Below are 18369 nucleotides of genomic sequence, written 5' to 3'. Positions count from 1 at the left end.
ACAATACATTCTCAATACAAAAGATCACATAATGAGATAGAGACTCTGGAACAACCGGAGGGGAACGAGAGTTTGAAGTATATCATCGTAACCGGCGGCGTCATGAGCGGGCTCGGGAAAGGCATCACCACCGCATCCATCGGCCGCCTCTTAAAAAACCGCGGCTATCAGGTGACGGCGGTGAAGATCGACCCGTACCTGAATATCGATGCTGGTACCATGAACCCCGCCCAGCACGGTGAGGTCTTCGTCCTCTCCGATGGTGGGGAAGTCGACCTTGACCTCGGTAACTACGAGCGATTCCTGGATATCAACCTCAAATCGATCCACAACATCACAACGGGCAAGGTTTACCGGAACGTCATCGATAAAGAGCGGCGCGGGGACTTCCTCGGCGCGACCGTCCAGATCATTCCCCACATCACCGACGAGATCAAGCACTGCATCCGCCGTGCGGCGATGGAGGAGATCAACGGCGGAAAGAGAGCTGAGATCTGCCTGGTAGAGGTCGGCGGGACTGTCGGCGACATCGAGAGCATGCCGTTCCTCGAAGCAATCCGTCAGATGCACGGGGAACTGGCACCGGAGGATATGATCCTGGTCCATGTCACCCTGGTCCCGATGGACACCATGGGCGACTTCAAGACCAAGCCGACACAGCACTCGGTCAAAGCGCTCCGGGAACTCGGATTGCAGCCCGACATCATCGTTGCGCGGAGCAGAGAGGTGATCGGGCCGCAGACGAAGAAGAAGATCTCCGCCTTCACCGACGTCCCGGTAAAGGCCGTGGTCGCCGCAAAGGACGTTCCCGACATCTACCAGATCCCGATGGAACTGGAAAAAGAGGGTCTTGCGGACGTCATCTGCAATTACCTCCAGATCGAGAACCGGGAACCGGACCCCGCGTGGTACCGGGTCGTCTCGCAGGAGTACACGAACCGGGTGACCGTCGCCATCGTCAGCAAGTACGGGATCGAGGATGTCTACATGTCCATCAAAGAGTCGCTCAAACATGCCGGAAGAGCGCTCTCTACCGAAGTGAACATACGCTGGCTTGATGCAGAGACGTGTGACATCCACGATCTCGTCGACGTCGATGGCATCCTGATCCCGGGAGGATTCGGCAAACGCGGAATTGAAGGCAAGATCAGGGCGATCCAGTACGCTCGCGAGAACAAAAAACCCTTTCTCGGCCTCTGCCTGGGGTTCCAGCTCTCGGTGATCGAGTACGCCCGGCACGTCGCTGGGATTTCAGACGCCACAAGCGAAGAGATGGGAGAGGGGACGCATGTCATCGCCCTCCTCCCCGAACAGGAAGGAGTCCAGGACCTCGGGGGCACGATGCGCCTCGGGGACTCGGAGATCGTCCTCAAGGAAGGGACGAAGGTGGCTGCTCTCTACGGCAGGACCAGAATCGTAGAACGGCACCGTCACCGCTACGAGGTGAACCCGGAGTTCATCGCCGACCTTGAGGCCGCCGGCCTCATCTTCTCGGGCTTCTCCGGATCGAGGATGGAAGTCTGCGAGCTCCCGGACCACCCCTTCTACCTCGCGACACAGTTCCACCCCGAGTTCAAGTCAAGCCCGACAAATCCCTCCCCACCCTACATAGGGTTTGTAGAGGCATGCAAGAAGAACAAATTATCCCCAAAAAACAGGTGAAGTAATAGAATGGTAGATGTCTCAAAGTTTATCGACCAGGCAGTCCAGCAGATCCGCGACGCTGCCGGGGAGAAGAAGGTTGTCATGGCACTCTCCGGCGGAGTGGACTCCTCGGTCTGTGCGGCGCTCGCCACCCGTGCGATAGGCGACCGACTCATCCCGATATATGTAGATACCGGCCTCATGCGCAAAGGAGAGACCGATCGCATCCGGTCCCTCTTTGCCGACACAAACCTCCGCGTCGTGGATGCGGCGGATGAGTTCTTTGAGGCCCTTGCGGGCATCACCGATCCCGAAGAGAAGCGCAAGGCTATCGGCGCAAAGTTCATCAGAATCTTCGAGCGGGAGGCTAAACGGACCGGTGCGACGATGCTCCTCCAGGGAACAATCTATCCCGACCGCATCGAGAGCGAAGGGGGCATAAAAAGCCACCACAACGTCGGCGGCATGCCCCTCGATATCGAATTCGAAGGCGTCATCGAGCCGCTCGCCGATCTCTACAAGGATGAGGTCCGTGAGGTCGCCGGCGGGCTCGGGCTTCCGAAGGAGATCCAGCACCGGATGCCATTCCCGGGACCCGGGCTTGCGGTCCGGGTACTCGGTGAGGTGACAAAGGAGAAGATCGCGATCGTCCGTGAGGCGAACGCCATCGTTGAGGAGTGCCTGGTGGAGGAGTTCCACCCCTGGCAGTGTTTCGCGGCCCTCATTGGGCTTGGAACGGGGGTCAAGGGAGATGTCCGGCTGCACGGCTGGATCGTCGCCATCCGGGCCGTCCAGTCACGGGACGGGATGACCGCCGACCCGTTGCAACTCCCCTATGAGACGCTCTCGCGAATGGCAACCCGGATCACCGCCGAGATCCCCGGGGTTGCCCGGGTCGTCTACGACGTCACCCCCAAACCCCCGGCGACGATCGAGTATGAGTGAGAATATGGCAGAAGATTCACGCGCGCTTGATGCACGCTACTATATGCCCGCGTTCGGCCGGACGATGAAGATCGTCCGCGGCTCGGGCTCACGCGTCTGGGATGATCAGGGGCGGGAGTACATCGATTGTGTGGCAGGTATTGCGGTCTGCAGCACCGGCCACTGCCACCCGAAGGTGGTCGAGGCAATCTGCAACCAGGCCAAAGAGTTGATCCACTGCTCGAACCTCTACTACGTCCCGAACCAGGCGGAACTCGCAAAAAAACTTGTGGAAATTACGGGACTGTCCAAGGCGTTCTTCTCGAACTCCGGGACGGAGGCGAACGAGGGCGCGATCAAACTGGCCCGCGTGCGGACAGGGAGGAAGAAGTTCGTCGCGTTCAACCACGGGTTCCACGGCAGGACCTGCGGGGCGCTTGCGGTCACGCACAAGCCCGCGATCCGGGAGCCGTTCGAGCCGCTCTCACCCCCCTGCACCTTCGTCGACTACGGCGACCTCGACGCCCTTGCAGATGCGGTCGACAAGGATACCGCCGGGGTCTTCGTCGAGCCGATCCAGGGCGAGGCCGGGGTGCTGATCCCGCCGGAAGGGTTCTTCCGGGGCGTCCGGGAGATCTGCGACGATACCGGCGCGCTGATGATCGTCGATGAGGTGCAGACCGGGATGGGCAGGACAGGGAAGTGGCTTGCGATCCAGCACACCGGCGTCCTCCCCGACATCGTCACGCTCGCGAAGGGGCTTGCGAGCGGGTTCCCCATCGGGGCGCTCGTCGCCCGCGAGGGGCTCGAGTTCAAACGGAGCGAGCACGGCAGCACCTTTGCCGGAGGACCGCTCGCCTGTGCGGCAGCCCTCGCGACGATTGAGGTCATCGAGGAGATCCTCCCCGATATCCCACGCAAGGGCGAGCTCTTCATGAAGGGGCTCTCCCGCCACAACCCCCGCGGCCGCGGCCTGATGATCGGGATCTCCGTCGGCGAGCGGTGCCCGGAGGTCCAGCAGACCTGCGCCGAGAACGGGGTGCTTGTCAACTGCGCCGCCGACGGTAACCTCCGACTGGTTCCACCGCTCGTGATCACCGACGAAGAGATCGAGACCGCTCTCGGTGTCATCAATGCGGCGCTTGATTAGAGCGTGCTACACGGGTGCGGGCGGTTACTCATACGCCAAAAAGGCGGATGATGTCGCACGGGAGTACGGCTTCGATCGGGTCGCCCATCTTGCGAGCAACGAGAACCCTTGGCCCCCCTCTCCCGCCGCGATCGAGGCGGCGGCAGACGCCCTCCGGACGGCAAACCGCTACCCGGACGAGCGGGCGTCTGCCCTGATCGAGGCTCTCCGCCGCTACCACGGCGACTACCGGTTCGTAACCGGCTCGGGCATGGACGGGGTCATTGAGACGGTGATCCGGACGGTCGTCGAGCCCGGCGAGAGCGTGGTTGTCTCGACCCCGACCTTCTCTTTTTACGGGATTGCGGCCGCAGCACACGGCGCACGGGTCACGAGCGTCCCCCGCCGCGAGGACTTCTCGGTCGACCCGGCGGCCTTCATCGAGGCATGCCGGGGGGCAAAGCTTGCCTTCCTCTGCTCACCGAACAACCCCACGGGGAACTCCGTCCCGCCGGAGGTTGTCGAGGAGATCCTCGAGGAGATGGACGGGCTGCTCTTCCTCGACAACGCCTACGTCGATTTTGCCGACCTCGACTACCGGCCGCTGATGCACCGTCATGAGAACCTGATTCTTGGGCGGACTATGTCGAAACTCTTCGCCCTTGCCGGGTTCCGGGTCGGCTACGCCTTCGTCCCGGAGTGGCTGGAGCCGTTCTACCAGAAGGCAGCAACGCCATTTGCGTTGAACTCGGTCTCGATGGCGGCGGCCATCGGAGCGCTCGGGGATCTCGACCGGATGCAGAAGATCCGCGACCACGTGCGAATATGGCGGCGGCGGTTCCTTGAAGAGATACCGTTTAGGGTATATCCATCCGACGCAAACTTCGTCATGATCGACGTCACACCCCACACCGGTGATGAGGTGACGGAACGCCTTGCAGCAAGGGGCGTCCTCGTCCGATCCTGCACCAGTTTCCCGGGGCTCGGCAACCATTATATCAGAGTCAGCATTGGTGAAGACTGGGAGAACGCCCAATTCCTCGAGGCGATAAAGGACATATGATGATCGGCATCACCGGCACGCCGGGAACAGGAAAGACGTCCGTCGCAGTCGAACTCGAACGGCGAGGTCACCGGGTCGTCCACCTGAAGGATACGGTGCAGCCTTACATTATTGAGGAGGACTGCGACCGCCAGACGATGGTGGTGGACGTCGACCGGTGGGTCGATGAGTTCGAACCCTTCGACGGGATCATTGAGGGACATCTCGCGCACCTTCTCCCCTGCGACCGGGTGGTGGTGCTCCGGTGCCGTCCGGATATCCTCGCCGAGCGCCTCGCCCCGAGAGACTACCCTCAAGAGAAGGTTGCGGAGAACGCCGAGGCGGAGGCGCTCGACGTCATCCTGATCGAGACGCTCGAGGAGCACCCGGACGATCAGATCCTTGAGGTGGACACAACCTATCTCTCCGTTCATGAATGCGCGGATCGGATAGAACAGTTCATCCGGGGAGAGGTGCCGCCGTCGTACGGCTCCATCGACTGGACCGATTACCTGGAGATAGGCAGATGACGCTCGACCAGTTCCGACCGCAGGTGCAGTGGATCGTTCAGCCCGTAGTAAACCAGGTCCGAAAGATCGGGATCACCCCGAACGGGCTCACGATCGCATCGCTCTTTGTATCGGCACTGGCGGGAATTGCGTTCTATGCCGGCGGCGTTGTCCTCGGCACCATCATGGTCGCACTCAACGCCGTCTGCGACGCGCTCGACGGAGCGCTTGCCCGGGAGATGGGGGTTGCGGGACTCCGCGGCGACTTCCTCGATCACGTCATCGATCGCTACGCCGACATATTCATCATCACCGGGATCTTCGCGGGCGGCGCCGCTTCCTGGCCGATCGGTGTCTTTGCGCTGACCGGCGTCCTGATGTCCTCATACCTCGGCACCCAGGCGCAGGCCGTTGGAATTGGGAGGTACTACGGGGGTATCCTCGGCCGGGCGGACAGGCTCGTGCTGATCATCATCGCGGGCGTTCTCACGGTGCTGATCCCGGGGGAGATCTACGGCCTGAACTATCTCGGCTGGCTTCTTGTTATATTCGGCATCCTCGGACATTACACCGCCATCCAGCGGTTCGCGCACGTCTGGCGGCAGATAGAGAAGCACTGAAGTTCGATGGGGAGCAGCGACCACGCTCTCGAGCGCGATTGGTCCTCTGCGACCTCGATGCGATACCTTCAATTGCGCGGACGCCCTCTGCCTCGAACGAAAGTACACCCTATGGATTGAGGATATAAACTCCATAGGTGAGGTAGGTCGCAAAGGTCACCCAGATGAGGTAGGGGATGAGCAGCACCGCCGCGGGTACCGATACCCGGTAAAAGGCCGCGACCGTCATCAGGATGGCGACCCAGAGGAGCACGATCTCGATGAGAGCAAAGAGCGGTGCCTGCAGTCCGAAGAAGAGATACGACCAGAGGACGTTCAAAACCAGCTGGACGGCAAAGATCGCCATAGCAACCTTCACGCCCTTCTTGCTCCACCCCTTGCTCCAGACAAGGTAGAGCGCAATGCCCATGAGGATGTAGAGCACCGTCCAGACGGGGCCAAAGACCCACGCAGGAGGGTTTAGATCGGGCTTTGCAAGCCCTGCATACCACGTCGGGACAGCCGGCGTCGTGAAGAGAGACCCGATGAGCGCCGCAATCAGGCAGACCCCTATCGCCACCAGAAGCTGAACGAACCGGATGTATGCTGGTGCCACGAAGCCAAGGATGGGCATCGTGGCCCTTAAATCTTTTGATATCAATCCGGGAGCCGATCACTGCCTCAGCAAAAGGCCGACAATACGCCTGTTTCACTCACACTCATCATCAGGGTCCTCATCATCCCCGTCGGGCCAGGAGGGGAGGACCTCACGGAGAGTGAACCGAAACGCCGCACCGGCATCCAGCCGCCCCGCGATCCGGTCCTCCACCCAGATTCTCCCGCCGTAGCGCTCGATGAGGGTGCGAACGATATACAGACCAAGCCCGTCACCGCAACCCTCGGCCCATCCGCGCTCGAACCGGTGAAAGATCGCCTCCTTCAGTCCGTCGGAAATACCCGGCCCGGTATCCTCGACCGATACCAGCACATTCTCGCCATCGTACTCCTCCACCCGTATGGTGATCATGACCTCAGGACCGCCGAGCCTCGCGGCGTTTCGGATGAGGTTTGAGAAGACTTCAGGGAGAAGGCCGTCAGCCCAGACTTTGCAGGAAGTGCCCTCATACTCAATCGCAACATCCGGGAAGGCAGCAATCTCTCCCCTGATGATGGCGTCAAGGTCGAATTCGCCTAGATCTGGGGGATCATGATGGATGCGCCGAATCGTCGAGACATTCCCGATAATCTCAGCACTCTTACGAATGCTGCTCCTGATCTTCTTTGCGTACAGCCCGGCCTCCCCCTCCAGCATCTCAATGAGGAGATCCGTATAGAGGCTCGAGACATTCTCGGCGTTCTTGATGTCGTGCGTCAGGATGTCGAGGTAGAGGTTCGCCTCCCGGTTCGCCGCCTCGAGTCTCTTATGGAGCATTGCTTTCAGGATGCCCGACCCGATCTCTTTCCCTATCGTCTCAAGGAGCGCCCTCTCCTCACGGGAGAAGGATTCTTTTGTTCTGCTCCCGACATAGACCGCCCCCACAACGACCGACTCTGCGATGAGGGGGATACAGGCAAGCGACGAGACCTCGAGCTCCTCGAGTATGCTTGCTTCGATTGAGTTGAGATCACCCCGTCGCTCGATATACCGGGGCTGGCCGGCAACGAAGATGAAGTTGAACGGCCAGTGATGGACCTTGATCACACGGTTCCGGGATACGCTGGATGAGGGCATCCCTCTCTGGCAGTGCAAGAGGGCCCGCTTTCGCTCGGCATCGAGCATATAGACGATCCCAAGGTGCAGCCCCATCAGGTCAAGCGTCTTCTCAAGAGACTCCTCCAGAAGTTCGGCAAGAGAAAGGGAGGTCGCCGTAACACTGATTACCTGGTTAAGCACCATGAGCTGCTCGTTTCGGATCCGGATCTCCTCATTCACCCGCTTGCGCTCGGTGATATCCACCACAGCGGCAAGGGTGCCTTTGAATACGCCCGCATCGTCCACAAGCGGTGACGTGATCATCAGCGCCGTGATCCGCTCGCCGTTACTCCTGACAAACTCACACTCATACTCCTCCCGAATGCCGGCTTTCTGGCGGTTCAGGTGGTCGGATATTCTGGCGCGGCAGGAAGGTGAGACAAATGCGTAGATGGATCTGCCGACCATCTCTTCCGGTGAGTACCCGAGCATCTCCGCCATCCGTGGGTTGACAAACGACGTGCAGGCATCCGGGTCAAGCACCCATATCCCCTCGCTGAGACTCTCGACGACAAGCCGGTACTTCTGTTCGCTCTGCCTGAGCGCTTCTTCAACGCGCTTTCTCCGGGTGATGTCGAGGACTCCGGCAAGACAGCCGCCAAAGACTCCGGATGCATCGATGATCGGGGACGTGACCACAAGAGCGTGGACGCGCTCGCCGTCGCTGCGGAGCAGGTCCAGTTCGAACTCCTGCCTCTCGTCGGTTTGACGGCAAAACGGATTTACTTGAGCTTCAATAAACCCGGCAATCGGCGACCCGACCAGGCGTTCGGCAGGGCACCCAAGGATCTCCCCCATGCGCGGGTTTGCAAAGGTGATGAGGCCCGCCGCGTCCACGGAGAGAACACCTTCGTTGAGATTCTCGACCAGTCTCCGGTACATCGCCTCTGAGCGGCGGAGCGCGAGTTCCATCCGCTTCCGCTCCTGCGCATACCTGACGGCCCGGGAGAAGAGTTCCGCATCAGTCTTTCCTTTGACCAGATAATCCTGCGCGCCGCACTCCATAGCACGGAGGACGGCAGGGTCATCTCCAGCCGCGGCAAGCACGATTACCGGGATTTCCGGCGCTACTTCCCGCAGATGGTCGAAGGCCGTCGCTTCCGGGTCCCCCAGATGATCGAGGTCGAGGAGCACCACATCGGTTCCACCCCCCGAAACCGCAGTAAGCCCGTCCTCCGAGCGCTCGCAGTGGATCAACTCAACCTCACGCCCGAACTCGCGGAGAATCTCCCGGAGATTATCGGGACTCTTCCCGATCAGCAGCACGCTTAAGGGTTCACTCATGGTCTCACTCGCATCCAGGCCCGGTACCCGCACGTATCGGCGCAAACGCATCTGTTCCGGCCGAGAAAGGCTAACCGCCGCGCGCGGCCATGCCCGCGACCGGGTATTCATTAACTTGTAGTACCTCCTCTGGGAGATTTATACCTCATTCTTTGGGTGTGCCGGGTCAGGACCGATGCCGCGGTTTGGGGGACGGCGGTATCGTGTGCGGCCGGCGGGGCCCGGCGTTCTCCGGCGGCTATGGAGAAGGAGACCGCGGCCTGAGCGACGTCTGGCGCCTTAAGACCGCAGGATCGAACGACCGGAACCCCACGCACACCTACACCACACCGGGCACCTACACGGTAACCCTGCAGGTATACAACAACGGCGGCTACAACGCCACGCGAATGAACATCACAGTCACGGATCCGGTCCCCCCAACGGCTAGTTTCACCGCCAACCAGACCTCCGGCACCGCCCCACTTGCCGTGCAGTTCAACGACACCTCCACCGGATCGCCGATCGTCTGGAACAGGTCCTTCGGGGACGGTACGTGGTACAACACCACGGACGCGGCGGAGAGGAACGTCACGCACACTTACGCCGCCGCCGGGAATTACACGGTCAGCCTGACGGTCAGCAATGCGGCGGGGAGCAACACGAGCACCAGGACCGACTACATCTGGGTCTCCGCCGCACCCACGCCGACCCCGACCAGCCAGCCGAGCCACGGTGGTGGTGGTGGTGGCGGCAAGACGGGCGGGCCGGACGGCTACAACGTGGGCGGCGACTCGGCCGTGAGCAAGGTCAATGTCACCGGCACGGGGCTCTCCAGGCTGATCGTCACCGGTTGGGCGCAGTCCTCCCCGGGCTCCGGGATCCCCCCGGTGCCGGGCATCCCGTACCAGTACATCAACCTGGTGCCGGCCCGGTTCGAGACGATCACCGGGGCGACGATCACCTTCACCGTCCCGGTCGCGTGGCTCGATGAGCACAACCTCACCGCAGAGGAGATGGTGATGTACCGCTACAACGGCACGGCGTGGGAGGCGCTCCCGACGACGGTCGTGGAAATCACCGGGACATCGGCCACCTTCACGGCGACGAGTCCCGGGTTCGGGCTCTCTGCGATCACGGGGATCAAGCAGCCCGAGGAGCCCGCAACTACCCCGACAGCGACGGCAGAACCCACCGCGACGCAGACCACGGCCGCTCCGGCCGGCGAGCCGGCGCCCGAGATCCCGCTCGGGACCTTCGCCCTTATCGGTTTGTTGATCCTGGTGCTTGCCGCCGGAGGCTATCTGGTCCGCCGCTGGTGGAGGCGGCGGCAGAACCCGGGACTCTCCCGGGATTACGATTGAGACGGCTCAAAAACTCGTCTACTTTTTTTTGGAAAATAGAGACGGTTACTTCTTCCTCGCCCGCAGCCGCGCGATCTCCTCTCCGCCCGGGACCTTCACCACGAACGTTCCGTGGCAGGGTTTGGTGTAGGGGAAGATGAGGTGCTCGCCCTCCACGCCGATATAGAGCGGCGGGACGCCGATGATGTGGACGTCGAATATCTTATAGCCCGGCTCGACCTCGTGGTATTCTTTGACGTTCTTCTTGATATACTCCCGCGCCTCCTTGAATGAGGACTGGGAGAGGATGATCTCGGGTTTCAGTGCTTCGAGACAGCCGCCCATTGCTGCATCACCTCGTCAAGTCTCCGCTTCAGCGGCATGGGGTTGTGCACGGCCTTCGCCGCGACGATCTCGCAGGGGAACTCGATCTCGCCGGCGAGATCGTCGGCGTGCTCCCCGAAGAGAACCGCATACAACCGCGCTGTTGATATGTAGGCCATGGTGCCTGCATACGCAATCCCTGAATCGTTGTGGATGAAGACGAAGCAGAGGTCGAAATCTCGCTCTTTTTCCGTGATCGCATCGATAGTATCGTCAAGATCGGCCATCTCCGAGATGTAATACCGGCCCGGGTCGGCCACCTCCATTAACTTCCGCGCAGCCGTCGTTCCGGCAATCACCGGCCGGATACCCTGCTGGTTCAGCGCATGCGCGAGATAGAGCGCCATGCTCGTCTGGACGGGCACCTGCGGGCACCCGAGCAGGATGAGTGCAGTCTTTTCGTTGTTGTCGTTTTCTCTCATGATTAAGCCTTCTTTAGGCGTTCAAAGACGTCAGGCACCCGCTCAGGGTGCGTATAGATGGTGAACCGCTCCCCCCGCGAAAAGCCGATCAATGTGATTCCCGCTCTCTCGGCCGTGAGGATCCCCCGGTCGGTCGAGGCGGCGCGGGAGACGACGATCGGGATGCCCGCATTCGCCGCCTTCGCGACCATCCCAGCCGGTTGCCGGCCTGTGCAGCCGAGGATGCACCTGGACCGGTCAAGCCCCTGGAGGGCCGCATAGCCCACGACCTTATCGACGGTGTTGTGCCTCCCGACATCGCAGGCCCGGGTGATGAGTTCGCCGTCGCAGAAGAGAACCGAGCAGTGGACGCCGCCGGTTCTCCGCCAGACATCCGACTCGATCGCCGCCGTGACCGCGCGGACGCCGTCGGCCGTTATGGTTATGGACGATGCGACGGATCGCGGTTCGCCGACCACGCGGGAGCCACCGGAAGACTCAGTCTCAAGCTGGAACTCCTTTCTCGCCGGGGCGGAGATATAGATATCCTTCCCGTCGACCTCCACCGAATCGACCCTCTCCGCCAGCCCCTCGGTGATGACGAACCCGGCCCCGAGGTCGGCGAGCCGGTCGTAGCTCGCCACCAGGGCCGTGAGGAACTCTCCGTTTAAGAAGAGCCGCACATGGTCCTCGACGATGATGTCATCGTGAACCTCCCGTGCATCTTCACCCGTCACCTGGATCCCGGCGCGGCAGACGATCTGCATCAGGATGTCGCCTCCTGTATCCAGTCTAGGTAAGGCGCGTAACCGCCGATGATGGGGAGGGCGATGATCTCCGGGACTTCATAACTGTGCAGGCCCTTGATCCGCGCAACAAGTGCGTCGAGCAGATCCGACCGGGTCTTGATGATCAGGAGATGCTCGGATTCCTCCTCGACCGCCCCCTCCCACCGGAAGAGAGACCGCACACCGGTGATATTCACGCAGGCTGCCAGGCGTGCATCAATGATTGCCTCTGCTATTGCCTCCGACTCATCTGCGGGGGCCGTACAGAAGACCACAACGTATTCCGGGAGAGCCATGAATTTAACTTCGCATCGCCCGTATTTAACCGTTCGCGGGACGGGAGCCGGAGCACCCACCCTATCCATCTCCCAGGGAGAAAGCCCTCTATGGGTTCGGTAATCGTTGATCGTGGTCCGGAAGGCATGGCTTGCAAGGGCTCAAGTCGTGCACCTTCGCGGCCGGGAGAGCCCCGAGAGCCGCCGCCACCTGCCTTCCCGCGCCATCTCATATGCTGGGTTTGCGCTCCACCGGAGAGTTTGTATCCACCGGAGCGTCGGGTCTGCTACCGTAACTGCATTACCGGCACGGAAAGCACCCCGGGGGCAAGCAAGAAATTAGATAGGGTTCCATGCGAAACCATTCTGGCAATGTACTCAAGACGCATGGATAACCTTCCCCCGTATCTCTTTGCACGCATTGACGAGATGAAAGAGGAGAAACTGCGCCAGGGTGTCGACGTCATCGACCTCGGTGTCGGCGACCCTGACCTCCCAACTCCCCCGCACATCGTGGAGGCGCTCTGTGAGGCAGCCCGCGATCCAAAGAACCATCACTACCCCTCCTACGCGGGTATGCTCGCCTACCGCGAAGCGGTTGCCCAATGGTACCGGGCCCGGTTCGGGGTCGACCTCGACCCGAAGAAAGAGACCCTCGCGCTCATCGGGTCGAAGGAAGGCATCGCTCACATAGCCGAGGCCTTTGTCAACCCCGGAGAATACGTCCTCGCCGCCGACCCCGGTTACCCCGTCTACAAGACCTCCACGCTCTTTGCCGAAGGAAAGGTCTACGAGATGCCTCTTCTCGCGGAGAACAACTTCCTCCCGGTGCTCGAGGATATCCCCGCCGACGTCGTGAAGCAGGCAAGACTGATGTTCATCAACTATCCAAACAACCCCACCGCCGCCACGGCGCCCCTCTCGTTCTTTGAGGAGGTCGTCGAGTTTGCGCGCGAGCACAACATCGTCGTCGTCCACGACAACGCCTACTCCGAGATCACCTTCGACGGCTACCGGGCGCCCTCGTTCCTTGAGGTGGACGGCGCAATGGAGGTGGGCATCGAGATGCATTCGCTCTCAAAGACCTACAACATGACCGGGTGGCGGATCGGGATGGCCTGCGGGAACGCCGATATTGTCGCAGGGCTTGGCCGGGTCAAGACCAACGTCGACTCCGGGGCCTTCGACGCCATCCAGCACGCCGCAATCGCCGCGCTTACCGGCCCCCAGGACTGTGTCGCGAACGCCTGCGCGATCTACCAGGAGCGCAGGGACGCGCTTGTGAAAGGGCTTACCGAGATCGGGCTTGACGTCAAGGCGCCGAAGGCGACCTTCTACGTCTGGGCGCCGGTCGACGACTGCATGGCGTTTGCTGCAAAACTCCTCGACCAGGCCGGGATCGTCGCGACCCCCGGAGTAGGTTTCGGCAAGAACGGCGAAGGATTCGTCCGGTTCGCAATCACCAGGTCGATCGAGCGGATCAACGAGGCGGTCGACCGGATGCGGGGGCTTGACCTGTGATCCTCCCACCCCACCTCTCGGTCAGGGACGGCCACCTCTGGATCGGCGAGCACGATACGGTGGGCCTTGCCGAACGGTTCGGCACCCCGCTCTACGTCACGAGCGAGGACAGGATCCGCGAGAACTTCCAGCGCCTCTCCGGCGCACTCACCGCCCATTACAAAAAGGTCCGCATCCTCTACGCCGCAAAGGCGAACGGCAACCTCGCGGTCTTCAAGACCCTTGCATCGATGGGCGCAGGGGCGGACGTCTTCTCCGCAGGAGAGGTCGCCCTCGCCCTCGCCTCAGGGATGCGGCCAGAGTCGCTCCTCTTCAACGGGAGCTCAAAGACTCCCTCGGACCATGCCCTCGCGGTCGAGAAGGGGATCCGGGTCTCGGTGGACTCGGTCGACGAACTCCGGCAGCTTGACGCCGTAGCGAAAGAGGCGGGAAAGACCGTCGAGATCGCCTTCAGGGTCAACCCCGCAATCGATGTCCCAACCCACCCGAAGATCGCAACTGGGCTTGCGACGAGCAAGTTCGGCATTCCGGCCGGGCAGATCCTCGATGCCTACCGCGAGGCGCTCGCGCTTGAGAACGTGAACCCCGTCGGGATCCACTGCCACATCGGCTCGCAGATCCTCGCCGTGGAACCCTTCGCCCGCGAGGTCGAGGTGCTGATCGACGTCGCCCGCGACCTCCTCGATATCGGGGTCGATCCCGCGTTCATCGATATCGGAGGCGGCCTCGGGATCCCCTACCGCCGGGAGACGGACCGGGCCCCGACGCCTGAGGACTACGCGGGAGCGGTGATGCCGGTCTTCCTCCGCGGCATCAAAGAACTCGGGATAGAGCCCGAGTTCTGGGTCGAACCGGGCCGGTGGCTCGTCGCCGACTCAACGATCCTCCTAACAAGGGTCAACTCCACGAAGACCGCTCACAAGACCTTCGCGAACGTCGATGCCGGGTTCAATCTCCTGATCCGGCCGACGATGTATGACTCCTACCACGAGGTCGTGGCGGCGAACAAAGCCGACGCCCCAGCCGTTTCCGAGTACTCCGTCACGGGACCGATCTGCGAGACGGGCGACATCCTCGCGAAAGACCGGATGCTCCCCGAACTTGCAGCAGGCGACATCATCGCGGTGCTCGACGCCGGGGCCTACGGGTTTGCGATGTCGTCCCAGTACAACAGCCGCCCGCGGTGCGCCGAAGTCCTCCTTGCAGGCAAGGAGGCAGCCCTGATGCGCCGTGCCGAGACGATCGAGGACCTGACCGCCACCATGGTGACGGTGCCCTGGCAGGAGTAGGCGCGGAGCGGCAGACGTGAAGTTCCACTACCTTCTGGTCGACGATCTCCTCGGAAAGGAGGAGTTCGAACGACGGGTGGAGGAGAAGGTAGCGGAGTCGGGAGACCTCCTCGACGAACAGACGGCGGCTATGCTGGTCGTAAAAGACCTCGGCCGTTCGCATGTTCGTATACGCGACCTTGCCGGGGCTTCGAGCCTCGCCTGCTTCTTTGGAAAGGTCCTCTCCATCGAGGAGCCCCGGGAATTCGAGCGGCCAGACGGCACGACCGGCCTTGTCGCGAACGTGCTGGTGGGCGATGAGACCGGCAGGGCCAGGCTGACCCTCTGGGACGAGAAGGCCGGTGGGATTGCCGAGATCGGGGTAGGCGACGTCCTTGAGGTCCTCGGCAGGCCGAAGGGGCGCGGGAAGATCCCCGACGTCACCGTCGTTGCGGCCCAGGAGGCGGCGTGCGAGATCACCTGCGATGAGGCGGAGACCTCTGCACCCCAAAGTTCGAGAGAAGATCTCGAAGTGAGGCTCATCGCCCTCGGGAGCCCGCGGGCATTCACGAGGCGCGATGGAACCCCGGGAGAGATGGTCGAAGCGGTGATCGGGAACGAAGAGGGAGTCTTTCGGCTCGTCGTCTGGGCTCCCGCTATTCTAGAGGGGTTCCGTGCGGGGGAGACGGTCGTCATCCGCGGTGCCGCTGTCAAGGATGGGGAGAAGGGAATAGAGTACAGCCTCGGCGAAGCGGGCTCCATCACCCGAACGGAGCGGGAGATCGTCGTCCCGCTGGATACCATCGCCGACGTCGAGGAAGGGGGGGCCTATTCTCTTTCCGGCACGGTTGTGCAGGTGCAGCCCGCCCGCTCATTTGTCACGCGGAGCGGGAGGCAGTCTTTGGTCCGGAACCTGGTCATCGCCGACCGGACCGGGGAGATCCCGGTCGTCATCTGGGGCGAGAAGGCAGAAGAGCATCTGGCAGTCGGTGACACGCTCGAAGTCTACAACGTGAGCGCCCGGAAAGGTCGATACGGCGATCTTGAGGTGCATGTCTCCTGGGGAAGCGCCCTCGTTATCCTTGCTAAAGAAGAGGTGGAGGTGGAGGTCGAAGGGACGATCATCCCAACCCGACAGGGGACGGCTCTCGAGACCGCCGATGCCTGCTACCTCCTTGCCGAGCCCCTGCCGGTCGGATACCTGGTGCGCGCGAGAGGAACCGTTTATCGGGGGGTTATCCAAATAAGCCATCTGGAGAGCATAACTCCCGATCGGGACGCGTTGCAGTCACGCCTGGATCGGCTCAACGAGAAGCCCTGATCCCGATCTTCACTTTCACCCCGCACGGCGAGCGACCTTTATGTCTCACGCTATAGACTCTTAGTGTAACGTAACGGAACACACCATAGAGATCAAGTGAGGATTGAGATGTCAGAGATTGATCTTGAAGATTTGCCCGGCGTCGGGGCGGCCACTGCAGAAAAACTCCGCGAAGCCGGTTACGGGACCGTCGAAAGCGTTGCAACGGCTATCACAGCGGATCTTGCCGAAGCAGCGGAGATCGGTGAGGGGACCGCAAAGAAGTTGATCCTTGCCGCCCGCAAGATGGCGGATATCGGAGGCTTCAAGACGGGCCGGGATATCCTCGACAAGAGAAAGGACGTCCAGAAACTCAAGACGCTGGTTCCCGAGTTCGATGAACTGATCGGCGGGGGTTTCGAGACACAGGCGATAACCGAGGTCTACGGAGAATTTGGGTCTGGAAAGAGCCAGATCGTACACCAGATGGCCGTCAACGTCCAGCTCCCCGAAGAAATCGGAGGGCTGCACGGCGGCGTCGTCTATATCGATACCGAGAACACGTTCCGTCCGGAGCGTATCGAGCAGATGGTCAACGGACTCCCCGAAGAAGCCGATATAGGATCGATTGACGAGGTCCTCGAGCGGATCCACGTCGCCCGGGCACACAGCTCCGACCATCAGATGCTGCTCCTCGATACCGCACGCGAGTTAGCAAACGACCTGCGTAAGTCCGACTACCCGATCAGGCTCTTCGTTATCGACTCCCTGACGTCGCTCTTCCGTTCGGAGTATGCAGGGCGCGGCACCCTCGCCCCCCGGCAGCAGAAGCTGAACCGCCACATGCACGACCTCTTAAAACTGCTCGACGACCACAATGCAGTCGGTCTCGTGACCAACCAGGTGATGTCGAACCCCGGCGTCCTCTTCGGCGACCCCACGAAGCCTATCGGCGGCAACATCGTCGGGCACACTGCAACCTTCCGGATATACTTGCGCAAGAGCAAGGGAGGAAAGCGGGTAGCCCGCCTGGTGGACAGTCCCAACCTCCCCGAAGGCGAAGCGGCATTCGTAGTCGAGCAGGCAGGGCTCAAACCGTGTTAAAGGCGCTTGTCACGGACGTCGACGGCACCATAACCGACAGACGGCGGCGGATCAATACCGCCGCCATCGAGGCCATCCGGACGCTCGTCGATTCCGGGATCACAGTGGTGCTTGCAAGCGGCAACACCGTCTGCTTCATGGACGGGCTCTGCAAGATGATTGGGACGGACGGGACCATCATCGGCGAGAACGGAGGAGTCTATCGGAGGACATTCTCAGGTACGCTCAACATCTCCGGTGACCAGAAAGTCTGTCTTGCTGCGTTTGAAGAACTCAGGGATTATTTTGCCGAGAAGGGTATTGAACTCGAACTTTTTGGCGCGCAGTACCGGTTCGCCGATGTGGCCTTTGCCCGGAACATCGACGCCGATGAAGCGAGGGCGATCATCCGCGACCGTCACCTCCCCGTCCGGGTGCTCGACACCGGGTTTGCGATCCACCTCCAGGTTCTCGGCGTCAACAAGGGAACGGCGCTCCGGGAACTCGCCGGAGAGCTGGGGATTCACCCGGACGAGATGATGGCTATCGGCGACTCGGAGAACGACATCGAGATGCTCAGAGCCGCCGGAGTTGGAGTCGCAGTACGAAATGCCCCGGCACTGACGCAATCGGCGGCAGACTGGGTCTCACAGGGGATGTACGGAGAGGGGTTCGTAGAGGCGGTAAAGAAGTATTATCCCGATCTCTTCAGCAGATAACGGTCGACAACAATATAATCTTTTATATCCTTTACCGCCTCGAACGGAACGAGCATCTTGTCCCCATCCATTCGGTAACCATCAGTCCTGAATGTCTCATCCGGTTTGACGATCAGGTCAATTATCTGCCCGGTATTGAGATCGGCCATGATGTTCTTGAGAGTTCCAATGAGCATGCCATCGTTACTCATTACTCTTTTCTTTGCAAGGGTCCGGCAGAAGGTTTTGCTCATACAGAGTTTGAGGTCTTTTTACTATTTAAACTTTTAAATTTCCCAAATATCCTTTAAATGCGGCGTTCCGGAATTAGAATGAGGGTTGAGAACACCCGGATGAATTCCGGATCGTGCTGGTCATACCCCAAGAAAGACCGGGATTGACGATTGAGGAGGATCTATGCGGATTTCAAGAGGAATATCTGCAA

19 protein-coding genes are annotated in these 18369 nt (G+C 61.1%); 12 read left to right on the top strand and 7 right to left on the bottom strand.

Annotation, left to right across the window (positions count from 1 at the left end; translation table 11 throughout):
• Positions 1–72 precede the first annotated feature (72 nt).
• From MCUTH_RS05560 to MCUTH_RS05535, 6 genes are read left to right on the top strand one after another with little or no spacing between them, the layout of a single operon-like run.
• Complete coding sequence (locus tag MCUTH_RS05560) at positions 73–1662, top strand: CTP synthase (RefSeq protein ID WP_066956699.1); 1590 nt, start codon at positions 73–75, stop codon at positions 1660–1662.
• 9 nt (positions 1663–1671) lie between these two features.
• On the top strand, positions 1672–2589 hold the full coding sequence (gene guaA / locus MCUTH_RS05555; RefSeq protein ID WP_066956695.1) for a glutamine-hydrolyzing GMP synthase: 918 nt from the start codon (positions 1672–1674) through the stop codon (positions 2587–2589).
• 4 nt (positions 2590–2593) lie between these two features.
• Positions 2594–3718 carry an acetylornithine transaminase gene (locus MCUTH_RS05550; protein ID WP_066956692.1) on the top strand — a complete coding sequence of 375 codons (1125 nt, stop codon included), beginning with the start codon at positions 2594–2596 and terminating at the stop codon, positions 3716–3718.
• Positions 3702–4760: a histidinol-phosphate transaminase gene (gene hisC, locus MCUTH_RS05545; RefSeq protein WP_066956688.1), complete on the top strand. Its 1059-nt coding sequence runs from the start codon at positions 3702–3704 to the stop codon at positions 4758–4760. Before MCUTH_RS05550 ends, hisC begins: the two co-directional genes overlap by 17 nt.
• The gene (locus MCUTH_RS05540; protein WP_066956685.1) at positions 4757–5269 is read left to right on the top strand and encodes an adenylate kinase family protein; all 513 of its coding nucleotides are present in this window, start codon (positions 4757–4759) and stop codon (positions 5267–5269) included. Before hisC ends, MCUTH_RS05540 begins: the two co-directional genes overlap by 4 nt.
• On the top strand, positions 5266–5868 hold the full coding sequence (locus tag MCUTH_RS05535) for a CDP-alcohol phosphatidyltransferase family protein (protein WP_066956682.1): 603 nt from the start codon (positions 5266–5268) through the stop codon (positions 5866–5868). Before MCUTH_RS05540 ends, MCUTH_RS05535 begins: the two co-directional genes overlap by 4 nt.
• Positions 5869–5977: 109 nt before the next feature.
• Here the strand turns inward: MCUTH_RS05535 and MCUTH_RS05530 are convergent, their stop codons facing one another.
• Both MCUTH_RS05530 and MCUTH_RS05525 read right to left on the bottom strand, forming a co-directional pair.
• On the bottom strand, positions 5978–6463 hold the full coding sequence (locus tag MCUTH_RS05530) for a TspO/MBR family protein (protein WP_083524794.1): 486 nt from the start codon (positions 6461–6463) through the stop codon (positions 5978–5980).
• Positions 6464–6556: 93 nt separating this feature from the next.
• Positions 6557–8884 (bottom strand): PAS domain S-box protein, encoded by a 2328-nt coding sequence (locus tag MCUTH_RS05525; protein ID WP_161937575.1) that lies wholly within the window; start codon positions 8882–8884, stop codon positions 6557–6559.
• A gap of 203 nt (positions 8885–9087) precedes the next feature.
• On the opposite strand from MCUTH_RS05525, the gene MCUTH_RS05520 reads away from it, so the two are divergent.
• Entirely contained in the window at positions 9088–10227 is a 1140-nt protein-coding gene (locus tag MCUTH_RS05520; RefSeq protein ID WP_161937574.1) for a PKD domain-containing protein, read from the top strand.
• Between the two features lie 45 nt (positions 10228–10272).
• On the opposite strand, the gene MCUTH_RS05515 is transcribed toward MCUTH_RS05520, so the two are convergent.
• The 4 genes from MCUTH_RS05515 to cutA are packed head-to-tail and all read right to left on the bottom strand — an operon-like array spanning position 10273 to position 12075.
• Positions 10273–10551, bottom strand: a complete 279-nt coding sequence (locus MCUTH_RS05515) for a DUF1894 domain-containing protein (RefSeq protein ID WP_066956669.1) — start codon at positions 10549–10551, stop codon at positions 10273–10275.
• Positions 10527–11012: a DUF1890 domain-containing protein gene (locus tag MCUTH_RS05510; RefSeq protein WP_066956666.1), complete on the bottom strand. Its 486-nt coding sequence runs from the start codon at positions 11010–11012 to the stop codon at positions 10527–10529. Before MCUTH_RS05510 ends, MCUTH_RS05515 begins: the two co-directional genes overlap by 25 nt.
• 2 nt (positions 11013–11014) lie before the next feature.
• The gene (fdhD, locus tag MCUTH_RS05505; protein WP_066956662.1) at positions 11015–11758 is read right to left on the bottom strand and encodes a formate dehydrogenase accessory sulfurtransferase FdhD; all 744 of its coding nucleotides are present in this window, start codon (positions 11756–11758) and stop codon (positions 11015–11017) included.
• On the bottom strand, positions 11758–12075 hold the full coding sequence (gene cutA / locus MCUTH_RS05500) for a divalent-cation tolerance protein CutA (protein WP_066956660.1): 318 nt from the start codon (positions 12073–12075) through the stop codon (positions 11758–11760). The genes fdhD and cutA overlap by 1 nt, the downstream gene beginning before the upstream one ends.
• Positions 12076–12426: 351 nt before the next feature.
• Between cutA and MCUTH_RS05495 the strand changes: the two genes are divergently transcribed.
• The 5 genes from MCUTH_RS05495 to MCUTH_RS05475 all read left to right on the top strand — a co-directional run bounded on the left by MCUTH_RS05495 (position 12427) and on the right by MCUTH_RS05475 (position 17945).
• Entirely contained in the window at positions 12427–13575 is a 1149-nt protein-coding gene (locus MCUTH_RS05495; protein WP_066956657.1) for an LL-diaminopimelate aminotransferase, read from the top strand.
• Entirely contained in the window at positions 13572–14864 is a 1293-nt protein-coding gene (lysA, locus tag MCUTH_RS05490) for a diaminopimelate decarboxylase (RefSeq protein WP_066956654.1), read from the top strand. Before MCUTH_RS05495 ends, lysA begins: the two co-directional genes overlap by 4 nt.
• A gap of 16 nt (positions 14865–14880) precedes the next feature.
• Entirely contained in the window at positions 14881–16164 is a 1284-nt protein-coding gene (locus tag MCUTH_RS05485; RefSeq protein ID WP_066956651.1) for a nucleotide-binding protein, read from the top strand.
• Positions 16165–16272: 108 nt separating this feature from the next.
• Positions 16273–17247, top strand: coding sequence for a DNA repair and recombination protein RadA (gene radA / locus MCUTH_RS05480; protein WP_066956648.1), 975 nt, complete (start codon positions 16273–16275; stop codon positions 17245–17247).
• The gene (locus MCUTH_RS05475; protein WP_066956645.1) at positions 17241–17945 is read left to right on the top strand and encodes a phosphoglycolate phosphatase; all 705 of its coding nucleotides are present in this window, start codon (positions 17241–17243) and stop codon (positions 17943–17945) included. The genes radA and MCUTH_RS05475 overlap by 7 nt, the downstream gene beginning before the upstream one ends.
• Here the strand turns inward: MCUTH_RS05475 and MCUTH_RS05470 are convergent.
• Positions 17921–18178, bottom strand: a complete 258-nt coding sequence (locus tag MCUTH_RS05470) for a PRC-barrel domain-containing protein (protein WP_066956642.1) — start codon at positions 18176–18178, stop codon at positions 17921–17923. The two genes, MCUTH_RS05475 and MCUTH_RS05470, sit on opposite strands and share 25 nt — an antisense overlap.
• Between the last annotated feature and the right edge of the window lie 191 nt (positions 18179–18369).

Source organism: Methanoculleus thermophilus (assembly GCF_001571405.1).
Taxonomy (GTDB): domain Archaea; phylum Halobacteriota; class Methanomicrobia; order Methanomicrobiales; family Methanoculleaceae; genus Methanoculleus; species Methanoculleus thermophilus.
Note: the sequence above shows the minus strand (reverse complement) of the source record. Positions and strands in the feature narration are given on the sequence as shown.

Excerpts from the sequence above, each read along its gene's own strand:
- guaA (WP_066956695.1), top strand. The coding sequence starts at position 1,672 with ATGGTAGATGTCTCAAAGTTTATCGACCAGGCAGTCCAGCAGATCCGC.
- MCUTH_RS05550 (WP_066956692.1), top strand. The coding sequence starts at position 2,594 with ATGGCAGAAGATTCACGCGCGCTTGATGCACGCTACTATATGCCCGCG.
- hisC (WP_066956688.1), top strand. The coding sequence starts at position 3,702 with ATGCGGCGCTTGATTAGAGCGTGCTACACGGGTGCGGGCGGTTACTCA.
- MCUTH_RS05540 (WP_066956685.1), top strand. The coding sequence starts at position 4,757 with ATGATGATCGGCATCACCGGCACGCCGGGAACAGGAAAGACGTCCGTC.
- MCUTH_RS05535 (WP_066956682.1), top strand. The coding sequence starts at position 5,266 with ATGACGCTCGACCAGTTCCGACCGCAGGTGCAGTGGATCGTTCAGCCC.
- MCUTH_RS05525 (WP_161937575.1), bottom strand. The coding sequence starts at position 8,884 with ATGAGTGAACCCTTAAGCGTGCTGCTGATCGGGAAGAGTCCCGATAAT.
- MCUTH_RS05515 (WP_066956669.1), bottom strand. The coding sequence starts at position 10,551 with ATGGGCGGCTGTCTCGAAGCACTGAAACCCGAGATCATCCTCTCCCAG.
- MCUTH_RS05510 (WP_066956666.1), bottom strand. The coding sequence starts at position 11,012 with ATGAGAGAAAACGACAACAACGAAAAGACTGCACTCATCCTGCTCGGG.
- fdhD (WP_066956662.1), bottom strand. The coding sequence starts at position 11,758 with ATGCAGATCGTCTGCCGCGCCGGGATCCAGGTGACGGGTGAAGATGCA.
- cutA (WP_066956660.1), bottom strand. The coding sequence starts at position 12,075 with ATGGCTCTCCCGGAATACGTTGTGGTCTTCTGTACGGCCCCCGCAGAT.
- MCUTH_RS05495 (WP_066956657.1), top strand. The coding sequence starts at position 12,427 with ATGTACTCAAGACGCATGGATAACCTTCCCCCGTATCTCTTTGCACGC.
- radA (WP_066956648.1), top strand. The coding sequence starts at position 16,273 with ATGTCAGAGATTGATCTTGAAGATTTGCCCGGCGTCGGGGCGGCCACT.
- MCUTH_RS05470 (WP_066956642.1), bottom strand. The coding sequence starts at position 18,178 with ATGAGCAAAACCTTCTGCCGGACCCTTGCAAAGAAAAGAGTAATGAGT.